Below are 15,683 nucleotides of genomic sequence, written 5' to 3'. Positions count from 1 at the left end.
GGAGACGGTCATGCCCGCACCCATCCGATCCCAACAGTCCCCACAGGGGGACTCACTCCTACCGGGGGAACCCGTGTCCACACCAAACGATCGACGGTCCGCTCCCCGCTCCACCCGCCGCACACTCGTCGACATCTCCCCCCGGCTCCAACCCCGCGACTACGCCATCGCCGAACTCCTCGTCGACCACCAAGTCCTCACCACCCGACAACTCACCAACATGCTGTTCACCTCACCCACCACCTGCCTGCACCGGCTGCACACGCTGCGCCACCTCAGCGTCGTCGACCGCTTCCTGCGTCACCGGCCCGGCCAGCCCGAACCCCTGCACTGGGTCCCCGGGCTGCTCGCCGCCCGCTGCGTCGCACTGGCCCGCAACGAAAAGCCACCCACTCCGGCCGCGGTCTACGAACGCAAAGACCGCGCCATGATGCGCCCCGACCTGAACCACCTCATCGGCGTCAACCAGTTCTTCACCGACCTCATCGCTTATGCGCGCGCACATCCCGAGTATCGGCTGGCCCGCTGGTGGCCCGAGAACCACACCGTCGACGCCTTCGGTCGCCGGATCCACCCCGACGGGCACGGCGTCTGGAACCACCCCGACGGTAGCGTCGGCTTCTTCCTCGAGTACGACACCGGTACCGAGAAACTGCCCGTACTGACCGACAAACTCGACGGCTACCGGCGGCTACGCCGCGAAGGCGGACCCCACTACCCGGTGCTGTTCTGGCTGCCCACCCGCACCCGCGAACAGAACCTGCACCGCCGCCTCGCCGACGGCGTCACGCCGGGCATCACCATCGCCACCGCCGCCCGCGACACCGTCAACGGCCACAGCCCCGCAGGGCCCATCTGGCGGCTCTACGGCAACGGCCGCCACCGCCTCCACCTGGCCGACATCCCCGCTCACCACGGCGCCGCCGGCCCGCTCAACCCCGCAGCCCCTACCCCAGACCAGGACCCGCTCGCCGCGCTCAACGGCGCATAGCTCGTCGTGGGTGGCTGGGCTGGCGGTGTTGAGGAAGTCGTAGCAGAGGTTAAGCAGGACGGCGATCTGGTGGCAGCTGTTGGTGCCGGCGCCGTCCGGGTCGAAGGCGGGCTGTTGCTCGCGGCCCGCGCGTTCTGGATGCTCTGATGTGGACACTGCGACTGGGGTGTGGGTCAGGCGGCGGGTTTCTGCCTGCGGTTGCGGGTGGTGCGTAGTCGGTAGGAGTCGGTGCCGGTCTCGATTTTGTGGCTGTTGAAGGTGAGCCGGTCCACGATCGCGGCGCAGAGCCGCACGTCGGTGAAGGTGCGTTTCCACTCCGAGAAAGGCGCGTTGGACGCCACCGCGATCGCCCGGCGCTCCTCGCGTTCGGTGAAGACCTGGAACAGCAGCTTCGCGCCAGCGGCGTCCGGCTCGAGATAGCCAAACTCGTCCAGGCAGAGCAGGTCGACCCGGCCGTAGCGGGCGATGGTCTTGGACAGATGTTTCTCGTCAGCAGCCTCGACGAGCTCGTTGACCAGGTTCGCGGTGGTCGTGTACTTGACCTTCAGCCGGGCCTCGGCGACCGCGGTGCCAAATCCCGATCAGCAGGTGTGACTTGCCGGTGCCGGAGTCGCCGATCAGGCAGAGCGGGCTGCCTTCACGGACCCAGGCAGTGGAAGCGAGGGTGTTCACCGCGGCCGGGGAGATGTGCGGGTTAGCGGCGAAGTCGAAGTCTTCCAGGCGTTTGGGGCGAGGGAACCGGCTTCGCGCACGAGTCGGATCTTGCCGCGTTCCTCGCGGTCGGTGACGTCGCAGGCCAGCAGGTCGGCCAGGAACTGTCTGTAGGAGGCGTGCTCGCGCAGCGCGTCCGCGGCGATCTGGTGGTAGCGGTCACGGATGGTGGGCAGGTGCAGGGTGCGGCAGGCGTCATCGATCGCCGCGTCGGTGGCGTCGACGCCGGGCGCGGCGGCCCGGGTGCGCGGTGGGCGGACCGGCCGGTCGGTGACGGTGCTGGCGGTCATGCGTTGTCCTTTGCTGGGCGAGAAAGCAGTTGGTCGTAGATGTCGACCGACGGCGGTGGCCGGTTGTCCGGTGGGACGCGGCGGTGCGCGTCAAGGTCGATGACCGGTGCGATGGGCAGCTCATCGACAGCCGGCGGCCACTGCTCGACTGGTTCGTCGTCGACGTCGAGGTCCGGCTCCCGTATCAGGTCGGCTGGGTGGTCGTGGTGCAGGCCGCCGGCGGCCTTGCGGGCCTCGATCGCGACCAGCTCCGGGCTGGTGGAACCGACGCCGAGCGCGGCCCGCATCCCGGCGACCACGGCGTGGGCGGGTCGGTGCCGATGCAGCAGCAACACCTCGATCAGTACCCGGGTGCTTTTGGCGTCGCCGTGGGGTGTGCTTGGCCGCGGTCCAGAACTGCTCGTGCACGTCGGTGAACGAGCCCTGGCGCGGGCCTGCGCCAACCCGGTCGATCCGGCCAACGCACGGGCTTGGCGATCAGGATCTCGATGAAGTGGTCCAGGTCGTCGCGGTAGTCGTAGCGGCGGTTGATCCGCGGATGCCGGGCCATTAGGCGGCGGCCGTCGAAGACCAGTACCTCGTTCGCACGCAGCAACAGCCGCACCTTGGCGCCGATGAATCTGGCCGGCATCGAGTAGTAGCACTGGCGCACCACGACCCGCGAATAGCGGTTCACGGTCGGCGTCAGCGTCGCCCCGCACTCGAACTCCTCGCCGGGCAGCGGCGCCAGCAATGGCGCCTCGACGGCGAAGTTGACCCCGACCGGGGTCGGGCTGCCGTGCACGTGCCGGCGGTCTTCGGCGGCGTCGATGACGGCCAGCTTCTCCTTGAGCTCGGCCAAGGACTCAACTTCGGGCACCGGGACCAGGTGCGTGCGGCGGAAGCGGCTGCCTTCCTGCTCCACTCCGCCTTTCTCGTGCGCGCCGTCCTTGCCAGGCTGACAGTAGAAGGCGTCGAAGCCGATCCCCGGTGAGTTCACGAATACTGACGCCGCGCCTTCCTGAACTCACCGCTGCAACAGCGCAGCAACGGCCGAGTTCGACCTTCGTGGCGCTACTGACAATGAGCGCCGTCGCGCTCATTACGCTGCCGCCTGCAGCACCGCGCAGCACTCATCCCTCGATGCGAATCACCGCGGACGGCCGCGACCTGTCAGCCGTCCTTTGTTACTCAGCCGGTCCCATGCGGTTGTCGGCCGTCTCTGTGGCGAGCAGCCCCCGCAGTATCTCCATGTCGCCGATGTCTTTCTGCCGCCATGGCCGGCCGTGGCGCAGGTGTGGAAACTGCTCCTTCATCGCGAGCATGCCGGAAGCGCTCATGGCCAGGACCGGCGTGCCGTCGAGCGTCACGGGCTCGTCGTCAAAGGATCCTGGCGGAAACCGCCAGTCAGAGAACCCCCCGATGGGCTGGTAGAAAGATCCGTCCGGCCGCCGGTCGAAGTAGGCGGTGCTGAAAGAGGTCCCGTCAAGGATGAACTCGCAGGCCTCTTCTGGCGGCTGAGTCGACAAAGCCGTGCCACCAATCCCTTCGATCAGCGCCCTTGATTGGTCGGCGTGAATGCGTTCGACCCAGAGCTCCACGTCGCCGTGCTCTCGCGTGATCCGGCCGATCCTTGCGTCGAGTCCCCAGCCGCCGAACAACCACGCCGAGATGCCCTCAGCTTGCAAGGCCGCGATGACCTCGCGGATGACACGCAACTGCGCCCTGGCCTTTGAATCCATGGATTGATCCTGTCATGCAGCGGACGGCGCACCCATGTCCCCTGGAGCAGTGGATCGTGATGCTTATCGATTCACTTCGAGTTGTTCACGTCGGGTTCTGGTCGGCGGGCTCCGGCCAGACAGTCTTGGCGTAGCGCAGAGCGGGTTTGGCGGTGAGGCCGAACATTGCGGCGATGTGCAGCGGGTCACCGTTGGCAGCTCGCGCCTCCTCCAGGATGCGATCCTCGCGAAGCTGGGCGGCGGTGGCCGGCAGGCCGTCGAAGAGGCAGGTGAGCCAGTGGGCGCTGACCGGTCCGCGTTCGTGGGCGTTGCGTCGCGTCAGCTATAGGTGCTGGTTTCCCGTGTCTGGCCAGCGCTGATGCCGGTAGTCCAGGTAGGCGGCCAGCGCTGCGGCGGTGAACGGATCCAGGCGCCGTCGGGCGTGCCCAGGTCGACGCGTTGGTTGGGTAGATCGATCTGATCGAGCGTCAGGCTGCGGACCTGATGAGGGCGTAAGGCGTGGACGCCGATGAGCGCCACCACGGTCTGCAGGGCTGGGTCGTTCTTGGCCGCGTCGCCGATGGCGTGGAGTGCTTCGCAGGTCAACGCGGCCGGCGTGCTCGGGTTGGTACTTCCGACGTGAATTCGTGTGAGCGGATTGGCGAAGACCAGGCGCTGGGCCTTGAGGACGCCGAATAGGTCACGCAGGGCGTGAGCGTCGGAGGCCCGGTGTTTGCGGTCGTCGAGCCAGTCGAGCACGTCTTGGCGGGTGACCTGGCGAAGCGTGGTGTAGCGGTCGGCGATCTCGGTGAGGAACGGGTGAGCGGCGGCAAGCAGCGTGAAGGCGGTGATGCGGGGCCGGGCTCGCCGCCGTGCAGTGCCGTGTCGTAGCACCGTGATCCAGGCGTCGAGCTCGTCGCGCATCCGCGGGGGCAGCGAGGCGAACTTGGCGTCGATCCGGACGGTGAGCGAGTCGGTGCGATCGTCGACGACGAGGTCGTCGCCAGCGGCGAACAGGACTTCGAGCACACGCAGGCCGGGGACGCCGTGCGGGCTCATCGCGGTGGCGGTGCTGGCCCTGACCGGCTCACCCGGCTCGTGACAGCTGGCGATCATCCGCAGGCCTCGGCGGACCTGTTGCAGGGTGCGTGGTGGCCAGCCGTTGTGCTCGGCCAGGACATCCGCGTGGCGCAGCGCCAGGTGCAAGAAGCCGGGATCGCGGGGCGGGTCGAGGCTGCTGGCATGTCGGCAATCGCGCGGCGCATCGACAAGAATCGGCTGCTCCCAGCCCTTCGGCTGCGCTGCCAGGGCCGCCAGTGTCGGCGGCGGCACTCGTGACCGCACCCACTTCGAGCGCGTCCGGGCTGCCCGGGAGAAACCGGCGAGGAATAGTTGCTGGCCGGTGCTGGCCGCGACGGTCAGGTCCAATGCGGTCTTGCAGTGGGGTCCGGCGATCAGGCTGGCCTGTCGGCGGCAGAGCCGGCAGACGCCCTCGTCGACCGGGACGGCCCAGCGGGCGCAGGTGCGGCAGCGACCGAGCGGATGCATGGTGGCGAAGGTTTCGCAGCCGCGGCAGAGCCGCTGGCGTAGCACGCCCCAGGCCAGGCACTGCTCGCAGCTGCGCGCCGGCCCTCGATAGACGCGTTTGCCCCGGCGGCGCAGTGACGCTGTCCTCATACCGGGGGTTTGCTGCGTCCGGCGTGTCGGCGCTGGATCGGCGCCTCGCCCGCTACGGCCCGCAGCGGAGCTGCCTCGGCCGGGCGCGGCGCCGGCAGCGGGGCGTCTTCCAGCACCAGCAGATCGTTCGGGGTGCAGCCGAGCACCGTGCAGATGATCTGCAGATCTTCGAGCCGGATCGTCACCGGCTGGCTCGACCACAGGTGCGACATCTTCCCGGCGCTGATCACCAGACCGGCGTCCGCGAGCATGGCCTGCAGCTGCGAGGGCTTCCAGATGTCGCGTTGCGCGGCGGCCAGGCGCAGGTTCCACTTCATCGTCGGCTCCCGAAACGGTTCGCGGCCCGCTGGCCGACACCGGCCCATGCGTCTTCGATGTGGGTCTTGTCGACGTGCTCTGGCGACGTCAGATATTGGAACTGTCTGAATGCCCGTGTGCAGACCACCGCGCCACGCCGCCCGCCTGATGGCTGAGCAACACTCGGGCGGGCACTACGTTCAGTGACCGGCAGAGATTGGGTCCGGAATCCCGACGTGTGCGTGTGGCCGCGCGTCCGGCCGAGGCCGCCGCCGTACAGTTGATCGCGTCGGCGAGCGTTGTACCCGCGACCGCCCGCCGACCCTGCGGTGACGCGGTGGCCAACGCGAACATTGACGACTCCTTCGCGTCAGCGCCTTACCGGCGGCAGATCCGGATACCCGATGACCGACGATTCGCTTCCTCTCTAGTCTCAGCTCTTCAACGGGCGCGGCTGGCTGAGGTGCCGAGGAACGCGAAAGTGCTTCTGATCTGGGATGACATGACTTGTCTAGGACCAGAATCGTCGTTTTCGAAGGCACTCTCAAGGTGCAGAGTACCGGCACGCGTCCGAAGGTTAAGGTCACCCGCTCACGGCCGCCGCCCAGTGCTGGTTGAGGGAAAGCACCTGTCCGGTCAGCGGGTCCGCCACCACGACGGCCGGCCCAGACGCAGCGCCGAACGGCGTACGGCCAGCTCACGCACGATCGGGTCGCCGAATCCCAGAACCTCGATCTGGTCGGGGAGCCGGTCCTCCAGCATCGCCTCGTACTCCTCCTGATGGCCCTGGTCGAGCAGCTCGGCGATCAGGAAGAATGCGATGGTCGCGGTTTGCCGGTGGGTGCGGCCGAGCACCCGGTCGGCGTCGGCCAGCCCGGTGCGCAGGGTGGCCAGCGCCGCGGCCGGGTCGCCGCCGTCTTTCTCGCAGCCCGCGAGATGCCAGCGGGCCCGGATCACCTCGGGATGGCCCGGTCCGAGCAGTTGAGTGCCCTCGTCGACGACCCGGCGCAGGACAGCACCGGCAATCGCGGGATTGCCGGCGCGCCGGGCCGCGGCCCCGTGGTCGACCCAGTCCTGGATCGTCTCCGCGGTGATCGGCCCGGACGGCTCGGCAGGTTCGAGGTCGCCCGGGTTGTCCTCGGCGGCGATCGCCCGGCGGATTAGGGCGGTCACCGGATGATCGGCGCCGAGTTCCCGGTCGGCGTCGGCCAACACGTCCCGCCACACGGCGAGCGCCTCGGCGGGCCGGCCGCTGTGCCGCTGCACCGCGCCGACGTTGATGATCGCCTTGAGGGTTTCCGGGTGGGCCGGCCCGAGCACCCGCCGGTGCCGGTCGGCGACCCGGCGGGCCAGCTCCAGTGCCCGGTCGAAGGCGCCGATGGTTTGCAGATCCACCGCGAGGTTGGCGTAGGCCAGCCAGATCGCCGGATGGTCGGGGTCGAGCCGAGCCGCCGCGATCGCCTCTTCCCGGACCCGGACCGCGCGGTGCGGCGCGCCTTCCTGCTCGTGCACCGACGCCCGGTGGTCACGCACGGTCAGCAGTCGCGGGTCGTCGTCGTCGAGCAGCCGGGTCGCGGAGCGCACCGTCCGGTCGATCAGCGGCCGGGCCGCCGCCCCGTTCTGCGCGGTGAGCAGCACGACCGTGGCCCGGTCGAGCAGGTCCAGCACCCGAAGGAAGTCGTCATCCGGATCGGTCAGCGAGATCCAGGCCAGCATGTGTGGCAGCAGCCGGAAGCACCGGGCCGTGATGGCCGGATCGTCGTCGCCGAGGTAGGCGCGCATGTACAGCACCGCCTCGGCCCGGCCGTCGGCCCCGTGCCGCTCGCGGATCTCCCGTTGCAGCTCCGGCGCGATCGACACCGTTCCGTCGGCATCGCCGGCACGCAGGATCCCGGACAGCTGCCGGCGGGTGCGCCGGCCGGTCCAGCCGCGGCCCGGATCGGGCAGCACCTCCGCCGGGATGTCCTCCGGCGCCAGCCAGGCGGCGATCTTCAGGATATCTTTGGCTCGGCTCACCTCACGCTCCCACATGCACGTACGAGGCCCACGTCGTCGGCGCAGCCCGGTGGGTTTCCCGCAGCTTGCGTACGGCGTGGTGCAGCGCGACCGCCGACACGGCTGCTCGTGGCGGATGCTGCCCGCCGGTGGTGAGCCGGTCGTAGAAGTCCCCGGCGAGCCGGGCCGCGATCGTGTCGCTGACAGGCCACAGCGCCCCGATCACGTGCCTGAACCCGGCCAGCTGGAAGGCCGCGGTCAGGTGGGTCGACTCGTCGGTGAGGTCCGGGTCGACCTCGGAGGTGCTGCACGCGGACAGCATCGCCAGTTCGCGCCCGGGCAGGTGCAGCGCGGCCAGGTCGGCGACGGTCAGCGGGGCGGTCTCGTGGTCGGCGAGCAGCAGCCGGCCGGCGCCGGGCCGCCGGGGATCGGACATCGCGTGGCAGGCGAGGTGCACGTGGGTGTGCCCGGCCAGTGCGGCGAGCACGGCTTCGCGGGTTGCCGCCGCCCCGGCGAGGACGGTGCTGCCGGGCAGCAACGGCCCGAGCGCCGCGATCTCCTCGTCGACGCCGCGCAGCGGGACGACACCGGCCACCTCGGGGGCGGCCACGACCAGAGTTCTCGGCGGCGCCGGGTCTCCCCCGGCGCGGGTTTCCCGCAGGGCGCGCAGCCCGGCGGTGTAGGAGGACACAACGTGGTCGAGCACCCCCGGCCCGTCCGCCAGTCCGGCCGCGTGCCACGGCAGATAGCCGAGGAAGCCAATCGGGCACCACCACACCCGCGGCCCGGCGGTCGCCGGCTCACCGATGACACCCAGAGCGTCGAGGATCGGCCGGGCCGCGGCCGTCCACAGCCACTGCAGGGTGGCGCGCACCTCCTCTTGCGCGCGGCGGCGGACCTTGAGCGGGTAGACATCGTCGAGCGCGTAGTGCCGCGCGGCCAGGAAGGTGAGCACCCGGTCGCGGGTCTCGTCGGCGGCCAGGCCAGGCAGTGGCAGCGCGACGACCGGCCGGTCCGGCTCGCCGGTCAGGATCAGCGCCTGCCCGTGCGGGTCGGCGGCCGCGACCAGCAGGATCGGGCCCGCGGCGGCGAGCTCGGTGAGGCTGGCCGCGGTCTCCGGCCGGCCGGTATGCACGGCGGCATCGGCGCGCAACCGGTCCCAGCGGTCGAGCAACTCGGCGCGGTCCGCCGCCAGCGCCCGTTCGGCCTCGCGGGTGCGTTCCGGGCCGGTCGAGCCACGGTCGCGAGCCTGCAGATCCCGCAGCGCCGCGGCGGTCTCCTCCAGGGCGCCGGCGAGCGCCTCGTCGCGGGCCCGCACCCGGCCCAGGTCGCCGCGCAGGTCGAGGGCGTCTTGGGCGAGCAGGCCGCGGGCGCGCTCGAGCAACCCGACCGTACGGACCGGGTCGCCGGACGCCGCGCCGGCGGTGACAATGACCGCGCTGAGATCGGCATACGTCCGCAGGATCTGCTCGCGGTCGGACAAGAGCGCCGCGGTGGAGAAGTTGTGCCGCAGCAGATCGACGACGATCTCCATATCGGACAGTTTGACGGCGGTGGCCGGCCCGGACGCCAGCTGCGCGGCGGCCCCCAGCCGGGTGTCGGGGCGCGCGTCCACCGATCGGGCGACCTCGCGCAGCGCATGCCGGGCCTCGGCCAGCGCGGCCGGGTCGCCGTCAGCGCGGGCGAGGGCGGCCAGCGCGGCGGAGCGTTCGGCGGCGGTGAAGGCGGTCATCTCGGCCGGCGGGCCGATAGCGAGGAGCCGGTCGGCGACACGGATCGCATCGCGCAGCCGGTCCCGGTCACCGCTCGCGGCGCCCAGCGCTCGATACACCCGCAGCAGCGTGACTTGCGCGACCGACGCCGCCGCATGGTGCGCCGGAATCACCGTGGCGGCGGCCTCGGCGTGCTCGACGGCCTCGTGCAGGGTGGTCAGCGGCTCGTCGAGGGCCACCAGGAACAGGTCGGTGAGCGCCTTCGCGAGGATGGTGCGGGTCACGGCGTACGAAACCTGGGCCGCGCCCATGCGGGCACCGACCTCCCGCAGCGCCTCGACCGCCTCCCGCAGTTGGCCCGGATCACGGCGGTGCGCTGCCAGGGTGTAGCGGAACGTGGCGTGATTGACAGCCATCCGGATCGCGTTCGGCGAGTCGTCGTCCGGGGCCAGGGCGGCCTCGGCCTCACCGGCGGCGTGCAGGGCGTCTCGCTGTGCCTCAAGGTCGCCCGTCAGCTCGTACAGCGCCCAGTGCGCACCGGCCAGCACGCCGGTGACCACAGAGCGATCGTCGGGGTCCAGCGTCAGTGTCGCCTCGGCAATGGCAATCGACTCCCGTACGGTAACGAGGTCCCCGTCGACCTGACCGATCACCGACAGTGCGGACGCGACACTGGCCGCTATCGCGATTTTGTCGATAACCGGCTGGGCCGGCAGCGCGAGCGCCCGGCGGCCCCAGCCGGCGACCTCACGGAGACTGTCGAGCCGCAGCTCGTCCAGATAGGCCAGCGAGGCCAGCTGAGCCAACGCGGCCAGCGCCGGGGCGTCGGCCGGCGTGTCCGGCCGGCCGGAGCCGAGCGAGTCGCGGCAGAAGGCGGCGATCCGCTCGTGCCAGGCGGGGTCAGCGACGAGCTTGCCGAGCAGCACGGCCAGATTCGCGATAGCGCGAGCGTCCACATCGGCGGTTTCCCGCAGCACCCGCAGCGCGCGAAGACCGACCGTCTCGTCGTCGCTCAGCGGCGCCAGGGTAGCCAGCGCGCCGCCGAGATTGATCAGCGTGGTCACGTCCCCCGGGTCGAGCTCGTGAGCCTCGTCGAACAACCGCACCGCCAGCGCCAGCAGGTCGAGGTCGTCGTGGTCGTCGCCGAGGCGGAACGCCGAGAAGCCGGTGAGCATCAACAGCTCCGACCGCTCGGCATGGTCCGGTGGCAGCAGGCCGAGCGCGTACAACCCGGTCTCGACCAGCTCGGCGCGGGCGTCGTCGTCGCCCGCCGAGCGCAGCACGTCGAGGTAGCGGACCAGCCGCAGCGCCACCTCGCCGATCCGCGGATGCTCCGGGTAGGCCGCGTGCAGGGCCAGCCGCTGCAGCCCGACCGCGACCTGCAGCGCCGCGGCGTCGCCGTGGTCCAGCCAGTCGGCCATCGCCATCGCCGCGATCTCCTGGCGGCCCTCCGGGTCGTCCGGGAGGTTCGCCGGATCGAGTTTCGACCGGTCTGGACGGCTGGATCGACTCATGGCCCACTCCGCACGGTGGATTTGGACGATAAGCTACTCGCGTGTCCGAGGATGCGCCCGTCGCGCCAGTGTCACATCCCATTCCCGCCGCGCTTGCCGAGCGGATCGGGCAATTCTGCCGGCAGTACGGGAGAAACGATCAGCTTGCCGACCTGATGACCGAGGTCGGCGCCGACGACCTGCTGGCCTCGGCCCTGTCGCTGGCCACTTCGGACAGTGCCGGCCCGGCCGAGGTGACCCGCGCGCTGGACGCCGTCGAGGAGGTCCTCGCCGGCCTCGGCATTCACGGCCTCACCAGCCCGAACCGGGAATGGCGCCCGCTGCCCGGAGTGACCGCGTCGGACGCCGCTCTGTCGGTGTGGGTGTGCCCGGTCCGCCGCTGCGCCCGGGCCGAGACCAGCGCCGCCGCCTGCGGCCTGACCGGCGGGCCGCTGACCGCGATCCCGATCCCCCGGTGAACCCGCTGCTGCAGGAACTGTCCAAGAAGCTCGCCGAGCGGTGGGCGACGCTGTTCCTCGGCCCCGGCCTGCTGTTCGTCGCCACCGCCGCGCTGGCCCGGCACCAGGGTTTCCGGCATGCCGTGGACCTGCCTTTCCTGCGTCGTCACCTGTCCGGGATAACGACCGACACCCGAAACCGGGAAACCGCGGTCCTTCTGATGATCGCCGCGTTCGCCGCACTGGCCGCGGTGATCGCCGGCCTGCTGGTGGCCGCCGCCGGCCGGCTCATCGAACGGTTGTGGACCCCCACCGGAACGGCCCGCTGGACCGGCTGGCTGACCGCGTGGCGGCTGCGCCGCTGGACGCGCCTGCGCACCGCGCTGGCCGAGGCAACCACGCAGGCGGGCGCCACCCTGGCCATCGACCGCTTGTCCGCCGGCACGCCACTCGAGCGCCACTTCCCGCGCCCGCACCGGCTGCGCTCACGCTTGGAGCACTGGTCCGAGGGCCGCCCCGACCAGCCCACCTGGTACGCCCAGCGGATGGCCGCCCTGACCCGGCGCCTGCACGACCGCTACGGCATCGACCTGGCCCTGTTCTGGCCGCACCTTTGGACGATCGCCGGCGCCGACGCCCGCGCGGACGTGCAAGCTGTGCAGGACAATTACGCTTCCGCCGCGCGCCTGGCCGGCTGGGCCGTCGCATACGCAATAGTCTTCCCTGGAACGGGTTGGTGGCCCGCCCTGCTGATCGCGCTCGCGCTGGCCGCCATGGCCCGCAGCCGCGCCCGCGCCGCCGTGAACACGCTGGTCCCACTGGTCGAGAGCATGGCCGACCTGAACCTGCGATCCCTGGCCGACCGTCTCGGCGTGCCGTGCCCGCAGACGTTCACCCCGCAGGTCGGAGCCGAACTCACCACAATCCTCCGCAGCACGGGCACGGCGAACACCTCACCCGATCCGATCCGGCCGGCACCGAGGTGAGCGCGACGCTAGCTTCAGCCCTTCAACAGGCGCGGCTGGCTGAGGTGCCCAGGAACGTGAAAGTGCATTCGCGGGACTGTGCCACGAACGGCACCTCTCTGCTGCCGACGTCTTGACAAAGAGAGGTGCCGTTCGTGGCACAGAACCGGCGAACCAGCCGCTCCCGCGGCGCGATCGTGTCCTCTTGCAGCCCCCGAGCCGCCACCTCGTTGGCGTGGTATCCGAGGACGTCGCGCAGGATGAGGACGGTGCGTTGGCGGGCGGGCAGGACCTGCAGTGCGGTCACGAAGGCCAGGGAGATGGCTTCGGTCTGTTCGTAGTGTGCCTCTGGGCCGAGCGGCACGTTGATCGCGCCTTCGAGGAGGGCGTCGGGGTACGGCTCGAGCCATACGACTTCGCCGATCCGGGTCGGCTCTGGCGGGTCAATGTCGGGGATGTCCCATTGTTTGGCCGGGCGTCGGTTTGCCGAGCGAAGCGCGTTGAGGCAGCGGGTGGTGGCGATCCGGTATAGCCAGGTGCGGACCGAGGCGGCTTGGTGGCCAGGACGTAGCCGACACGGTGACCGGCCAACCGCGAAATCACGCAGCCACACGCCGATCGAACCCACCGGCCGGTCACCCGCACGGTCCACGATCACCATCGGATAGCCCTCACCGTCACGGGCACGCGCGTGCTGCCGCGCGATGAACGCCAGCCCATCCTCGCGCGTGAACGGGCACGGGACCGTCGTCACCAACGGGATATACGGATCGGCCGCGGCCTCCCGCACCAGCCCAACGTCACCCGGCTCGAACGCACGCAACACGTACGGCCCGGCAGCCAGCCTCGGCACCGCGAGCGTTGACGTCACCCGCCGATTCTCGCCATCCCCGCAGTGGTGCTCAAACTCATTGCCAAACGATCAAGGGCAGCAACGCCAACTCGCTACCACCCAAGTAGGAAGTGGCGCTCGTTCTCCTTGCCCGACTGGCGCTCAAACACGTTGCCACAAACATCGATAGGCAACTGGTTGCCTGCCACCTAACCGTAGTGGATTCGGACTCTAAGCTCTCCGTACGCCTCGGCGCCCTCCGCGTTGAGGTCCGCGCGTCGACGGCAGTAGATCCGGTAGCGGACGAAAGTGGCCAGCAGCCCGAGCGCCGCGACGGCGAACGTCAAGAGGTCAAACCCCCACGCCACCCACAGCACGCTCCGGTGCCGATCGCCGCTGACGTCACCGAGCAGAGCTAGAACACCGGCGCCGACGGCGGCCAGCACACCGCCCACAAGGAACCTGACCGCAATCGACCTGAGTCGTTGCCTGATATGGGCGGTGTGGTCTGCCGGATAGATCGGCGCCATGGGATCAGTGTGTCGACCGGACCGCAAATCCTACAAGGACTCGGCGCGGTCACGACGCGAGCGGGACATCTCTCGCCGGCCTCGATGCCGTGCAAGCCAGCCCAGTAGCTTCAAACCCGGCACCTGACGACGCCGCACCCCAACAGTAGTCAACAGCTAGCCCTCCTGCGGCCGCTGAAACCTGGCCAACAGTGCAGGTCTCGGTCGCCCTACCGGGGTTTCTCGCGGTGGCGTGATCTGTTGGGTTGGCGCGGTACGGTCGCATTTCAACAGAGTTTGAGCACCACCTGGGGCGTTGCCCGCTCGCGGTCGCAGCCGCATCAGCCCACCTGCCGCACTGGCCGGTCGGCGGCGTCACTGCCCGCGCAGCCCACGCCCACCCGCACCACCTTTCCCGCCGCTCTTGACGGCCACCGCCAGCCAGATCCAGCTTTCTGGACGCTCACGGCGGCACAGCCGGCACCCACTCACGGGTACGCCCGGCCAATCCCCTCTGCTTCGCCCCCATCGCCGCGTCCGCGACCGCAGACCGGTCCCATGCCTTGCGTGCGCGGGCAACCCGTCTCCCCATGGAAAGGGGGTCTTCCCATGCCGATCGCCATGCCCTGCGGTGTCATGGTCCGCACCATCACGTTCTGGTACCCGGCCGACCATCTGGGCATCGACGACTGGACGGTGCCGCTGGCCACCTACTTCGACGACGAGATCCAGCCGCACCGCCGGCTGCTGGCCGCCGCGCCGCGGTCCGCGTGGTCGCTGCTCGCCGCCCCGCGCAGCGGGCGCCGCATGTGGTGTGCCGGCGGGCCGCTGAACCTGCTGGACCTCGCCGGCACCGGCGCCATCGCCGGCGAAGAGGCCCGTTCCCGCTTTCAGCTGTGGACAAGCACCGGGACGGTTCGTGGGCGTCGACCCGGCCCGGCCGAAGCTGACCTGCTCCGCGCCGGTGAGCAGACCTACGTGGCCTACCACAGCCTGCGTCGCGTGGTCGGCGACGTGTTGGTCGTCATGCGCAACGGCTGGCTGCCGCAGCAGCCCGCCGCGGGCACACCCGACGCCCTAATTGCCTTCGTCCAGCGCGCCACCGGCCTGTTGGCCCAAGCCAACCCCAACGACGTGCTCATCACCGTCGCCATCTGAGCACCGCCCCCGCTCGGTCTGCCCGCGTAGCGGGCACCCACTGGCCGCTGCCTACCGACATCACCCCGCACCGCCGCGGCGACGCCGCCGCCCAGTGGCCCGGCGCCTATGCCGCGCGGGCCGCGGCCCTTTCATCCATGCAGAGTAGGAGGAGGTTTCCCTGTGTTCATCGATTCGCGGACCGTCGTGGTCTGCGTGCCCGCCGCCACCCCGGTGGAAGACCTGGTCGATGTGGCTGGCGCCCGGCTGGCCACGCTCGGCCTGACCACACACGGCCCCGTTGGCCACTTCGTCGTTCACCCTGGGCCCGCCCCACGCCGGTTCATCCGCGGGAAACGCCGCCCGACACCGACTCTGACGTACGGCGGGCCGATCCGCCAGCTGGACCTGGCCGGCATGCGCCACGGCGCCGCCGCGCACGCCGCCGAACTTTGGCAGCTGTGGCAGCAGGTGGTCGCCAAGACCCCGCCTGCGCGGCCGTACTGGTCCTTTGAAGACCGTCACTACGAGGACCCGCAACGGTGGCCGTTGGCCCGCGCGCAGCTGGCTTACACCAGCCAGCCCCGCTACCAGGCCATGGCCGTCTACAACGCCGCCGTGCACCCGGTGCACCAGCTTTCCACTGACCATCTCGAAGCGTTCCAGGCCGGCGCCGACGCCTACACCCGGCTCGCCGCCCTCGCGGCCGTCCCCGCCGACGCGGTCGCCACCGTGCCGGCCGACGCGGTCGCGGTCGCTTCCGGACCGCCGGGCTGGTTCACGCCCACCTCCGCACGCCTGGCCGACCTGGTGGCCTACCTGACGCTCGCCAACCGGCTGCTGGACAGCCTGCCCCTGGACACCCGTCTGGCGGCGCTCACCGCCAGCTGACCGACTCGCACAACCCGTCCGGGCA

Annotated in this window: 17 protein-coding genes; 5 read left to right on the top strand and 12 right to left on the bottom strand. The window is 70.5% G+C overall.

Annotation, left to right across the window (positions count from 1 at the left end):
* Positions 1-73 precede the first annotated feature (73 nt).
* Positions 74-991, top strand: a complete 918-nt coding sequence (locus AC5L36_RS35225) for a replication-relaxation family protein (RefSeq protein WP_441222956.1) — start codon at positions 74-76, stop codon at positions 989-991.
* Between the two features lie 173 nt (positions 992-1,164).
* Here AC5L36_RS35225 and AC5L36_RS35220 read toward each other — a convergent pair whose 3' ends face one another.
* From AC5L36_RS35220 to AC5L36_RS35175, 10 genes are all read right to left on the bottom strand, one after another.
* Entirely contained in the window at positions 1,165-1,539 is a 375-nt protein-coding gene (locus AC5L36_RS35220; RefSeq protein WP_441222993.1) for an ATP-binding protein, read from the bottom strand.
* Positions 1,481-1,711 carry an ATP-binding protein gene (locus AC5L36_RS35215; RefSeq protein WP_494909503.1) on the bottom strand — a complete coding sequence of 77 codons (231 nt, stop codon included), beginning with the start codon at positions 1,709-1,711 and terminating at the stop codon, positions 1,481-1,483. The genes AC5L36_RS35220 and AC5L36_RS35215 overlap by 59 nt, the downstream gene beginning before the upstream one ends.
* Positions 1,660-1,992, bottom strand: coding sequence for a hypothetical protein (locus AC5L36_RS35210; protein WP_441222955.1), 333 nt, complete (start codon positions 1,990-1,992; stop codon positions 1,660-1,662). Before AC5L36_RS35210 ends, AC5L36_RS35215 begins: the two co-directional genes overlap by 52 nt.
* Positions 1,989-2,327: a hypothetical protein gene (locus AC5L36_RS35205; protein WP_441222954.1), complete on the bottom strand. Its 339-nt coding sequence runs from the start codon at positions 2,325-2,327 to the stop codon at positions 1,989-1,991. The genes AC5L36_RS35210 and AC5L36_RS35205 overlap by 4 nt, the downstream gene beginning before the upstream one ends.
* Before the next feature lie 5 nt (positions 2,328-2,332).
* Positions 2,333-2,971: a Mu transposase domain-containing protein gene (locus tag AC5L36_RS35200; protein WP_441222953.1), complete on the bottom strand. Its 639-nt coding sequence runs from the start codon at positions 2,969-2,971 to the stop codon at positions 2,333-2,335.
* Between the two features lie 187 nt (positions 2,972-3,158).
* Positions 3,159-3,713, bottom strand: coding sequence for a nucleotidyltransferase domain-containing protein (locus tag AC5L36_RS35195; protein ID WP_441222952.1), 555 nt, complete (start codon positions 3,711-3,713; stop codon positions 3,159-3,161).
* 318 nt (positions 3,714-4,031) lie between these two features.
* Positions 4,032-5,240 (bottom strand): hypothetical protein, encoded by a 1,209-nt coding sequence (locus tag AC5L36_RS35190; RefSeq protein WP_441222951.1) that lies wholly within the window; start codon positions 5,238-5,240, stop codon positions 4,032-4,034.
* A 125-nt stretch (positions 5,241-5,365) separates the two neighbouring features.
* Positions 5,366-5,686 (bottom strand): helix-turn-helix domain-containing protein, encoded by a 321-nt coding sequence (locus AC5L36_RS35185; protein WP_441222950.1) that lies wholly within the window; start codon positions 5,684-5,686, stop codon positions 5,366-5,368.
* Positions 5,687-6,302: 616 nt separating this feature from the next.
* A complete protein-coding gene (locus AC5L36_RS35180; RefSeq protein ID WP_441222949.1) occupies positions 6,303-7,682 on the bottom strand; it encodes a tetratricopeptide repeat protein in 1,380 nt (459 codons plus the stop codon).
* A gap of 1 nt (position 7,683) precedes the next feature.
* Positions 7,684-10,887 (bottom strand): CHAT domain-containing protein, encoded by a 3,204-nt coding sequence (locus tag AC5L36_RS35175; RefSeq protein WP_441222948.1) that lies wholly within the window; start codon positions 10,885-10,887, stop codon positions 7,684-7,686.
* Positions 10,888-10,928: 41 nt separating this feature from the next.
* Between AC5L36_RS35175 and AC5L36_RS35170 the strand changes: the two genes are divergently transcribed.
* Complete coding sequence (locus AC5L36_RS35170) at positions 10,929-11,345, top strand: hypothetical protein (RefSeq protein WP_441222947.1); 417 nt, start codon at positions 10,929-10,931, stop codon at positions 11,343-11,345.
* A complete protein-coding gene (locus AC5L36_RS35165) occupies positions 11,342-12,310 on the top strand; it encodes a hypothetical protein (protein ID WP_441222946.1) in 969 nt (322 codons plus the stop codon). The genes AC5L36_RS35170 and AC5L36_RS35165 overlap by 4 nt, the downstream gene beginning before the upstream one ends.
* Positions 12,311-12,332: 22 nt before the next feature.
* Here AC5L36_RS35165 and AC5L36_RS35160 read toward each other — a convergent pair whose 3' ends face one another.
* Positions 12,333-13,160, bottom strand: a complete 828-nt coding sequence (locus AC5L36_RS35160) for a GNAT family N-acetyltransferase (RefSeq protein ID WP_441222945.1) — start codon at positions 13,158-13,160, stop codon at positions 12,333-12,335.
* 170 nt (positions 13,161-13,330) lie between these two features.
* Positions 13,331-13,651 (bottom strand): hypothetical protein, encoded by a 321-nt coding sequence (locus AC5L36_RS35155; RefSeq protein WP_441222944.1) that lies wholly within the window; start codon positions 13,649-13,651, stop codon positions 13,331-13,333.
* Between the two features lie 588 nt (positions 13,652-14,239).
* On the opposite strand from AC5L36_RS35155, the gene AC5L36_RS35150 reads away from it, so the two are divergent.
* Entirely contained in the window at positions 14,240-14,788 is a 549-nt protein-coding gene (locus AC5L36_RS35150; RefSeq protein ID WP_441222943.1) for a hypothetical protein, read from the top strand.
* Positions 14,789-14,950: 162 nt separating this feature from the next.
* Entirely contained in the window at positions 14,951-15,658 is a 708-nt protein-coding gene (locus AC5L36_RS35145; protein ID WP_441222942.1) for a hypothetical protein, read from the top strand.
* Positions 15,659-15,683: the final 25 nt, after the last annotated feature.

Source organism: Phytohabitans sp. LZ39, from assembly GCF_059359075.1.
The sequence above is the reverse complement of the archived record's forward strand: the minus strand, read 5'-3'. Positions and strand labels throughout refer to the sequence as shown.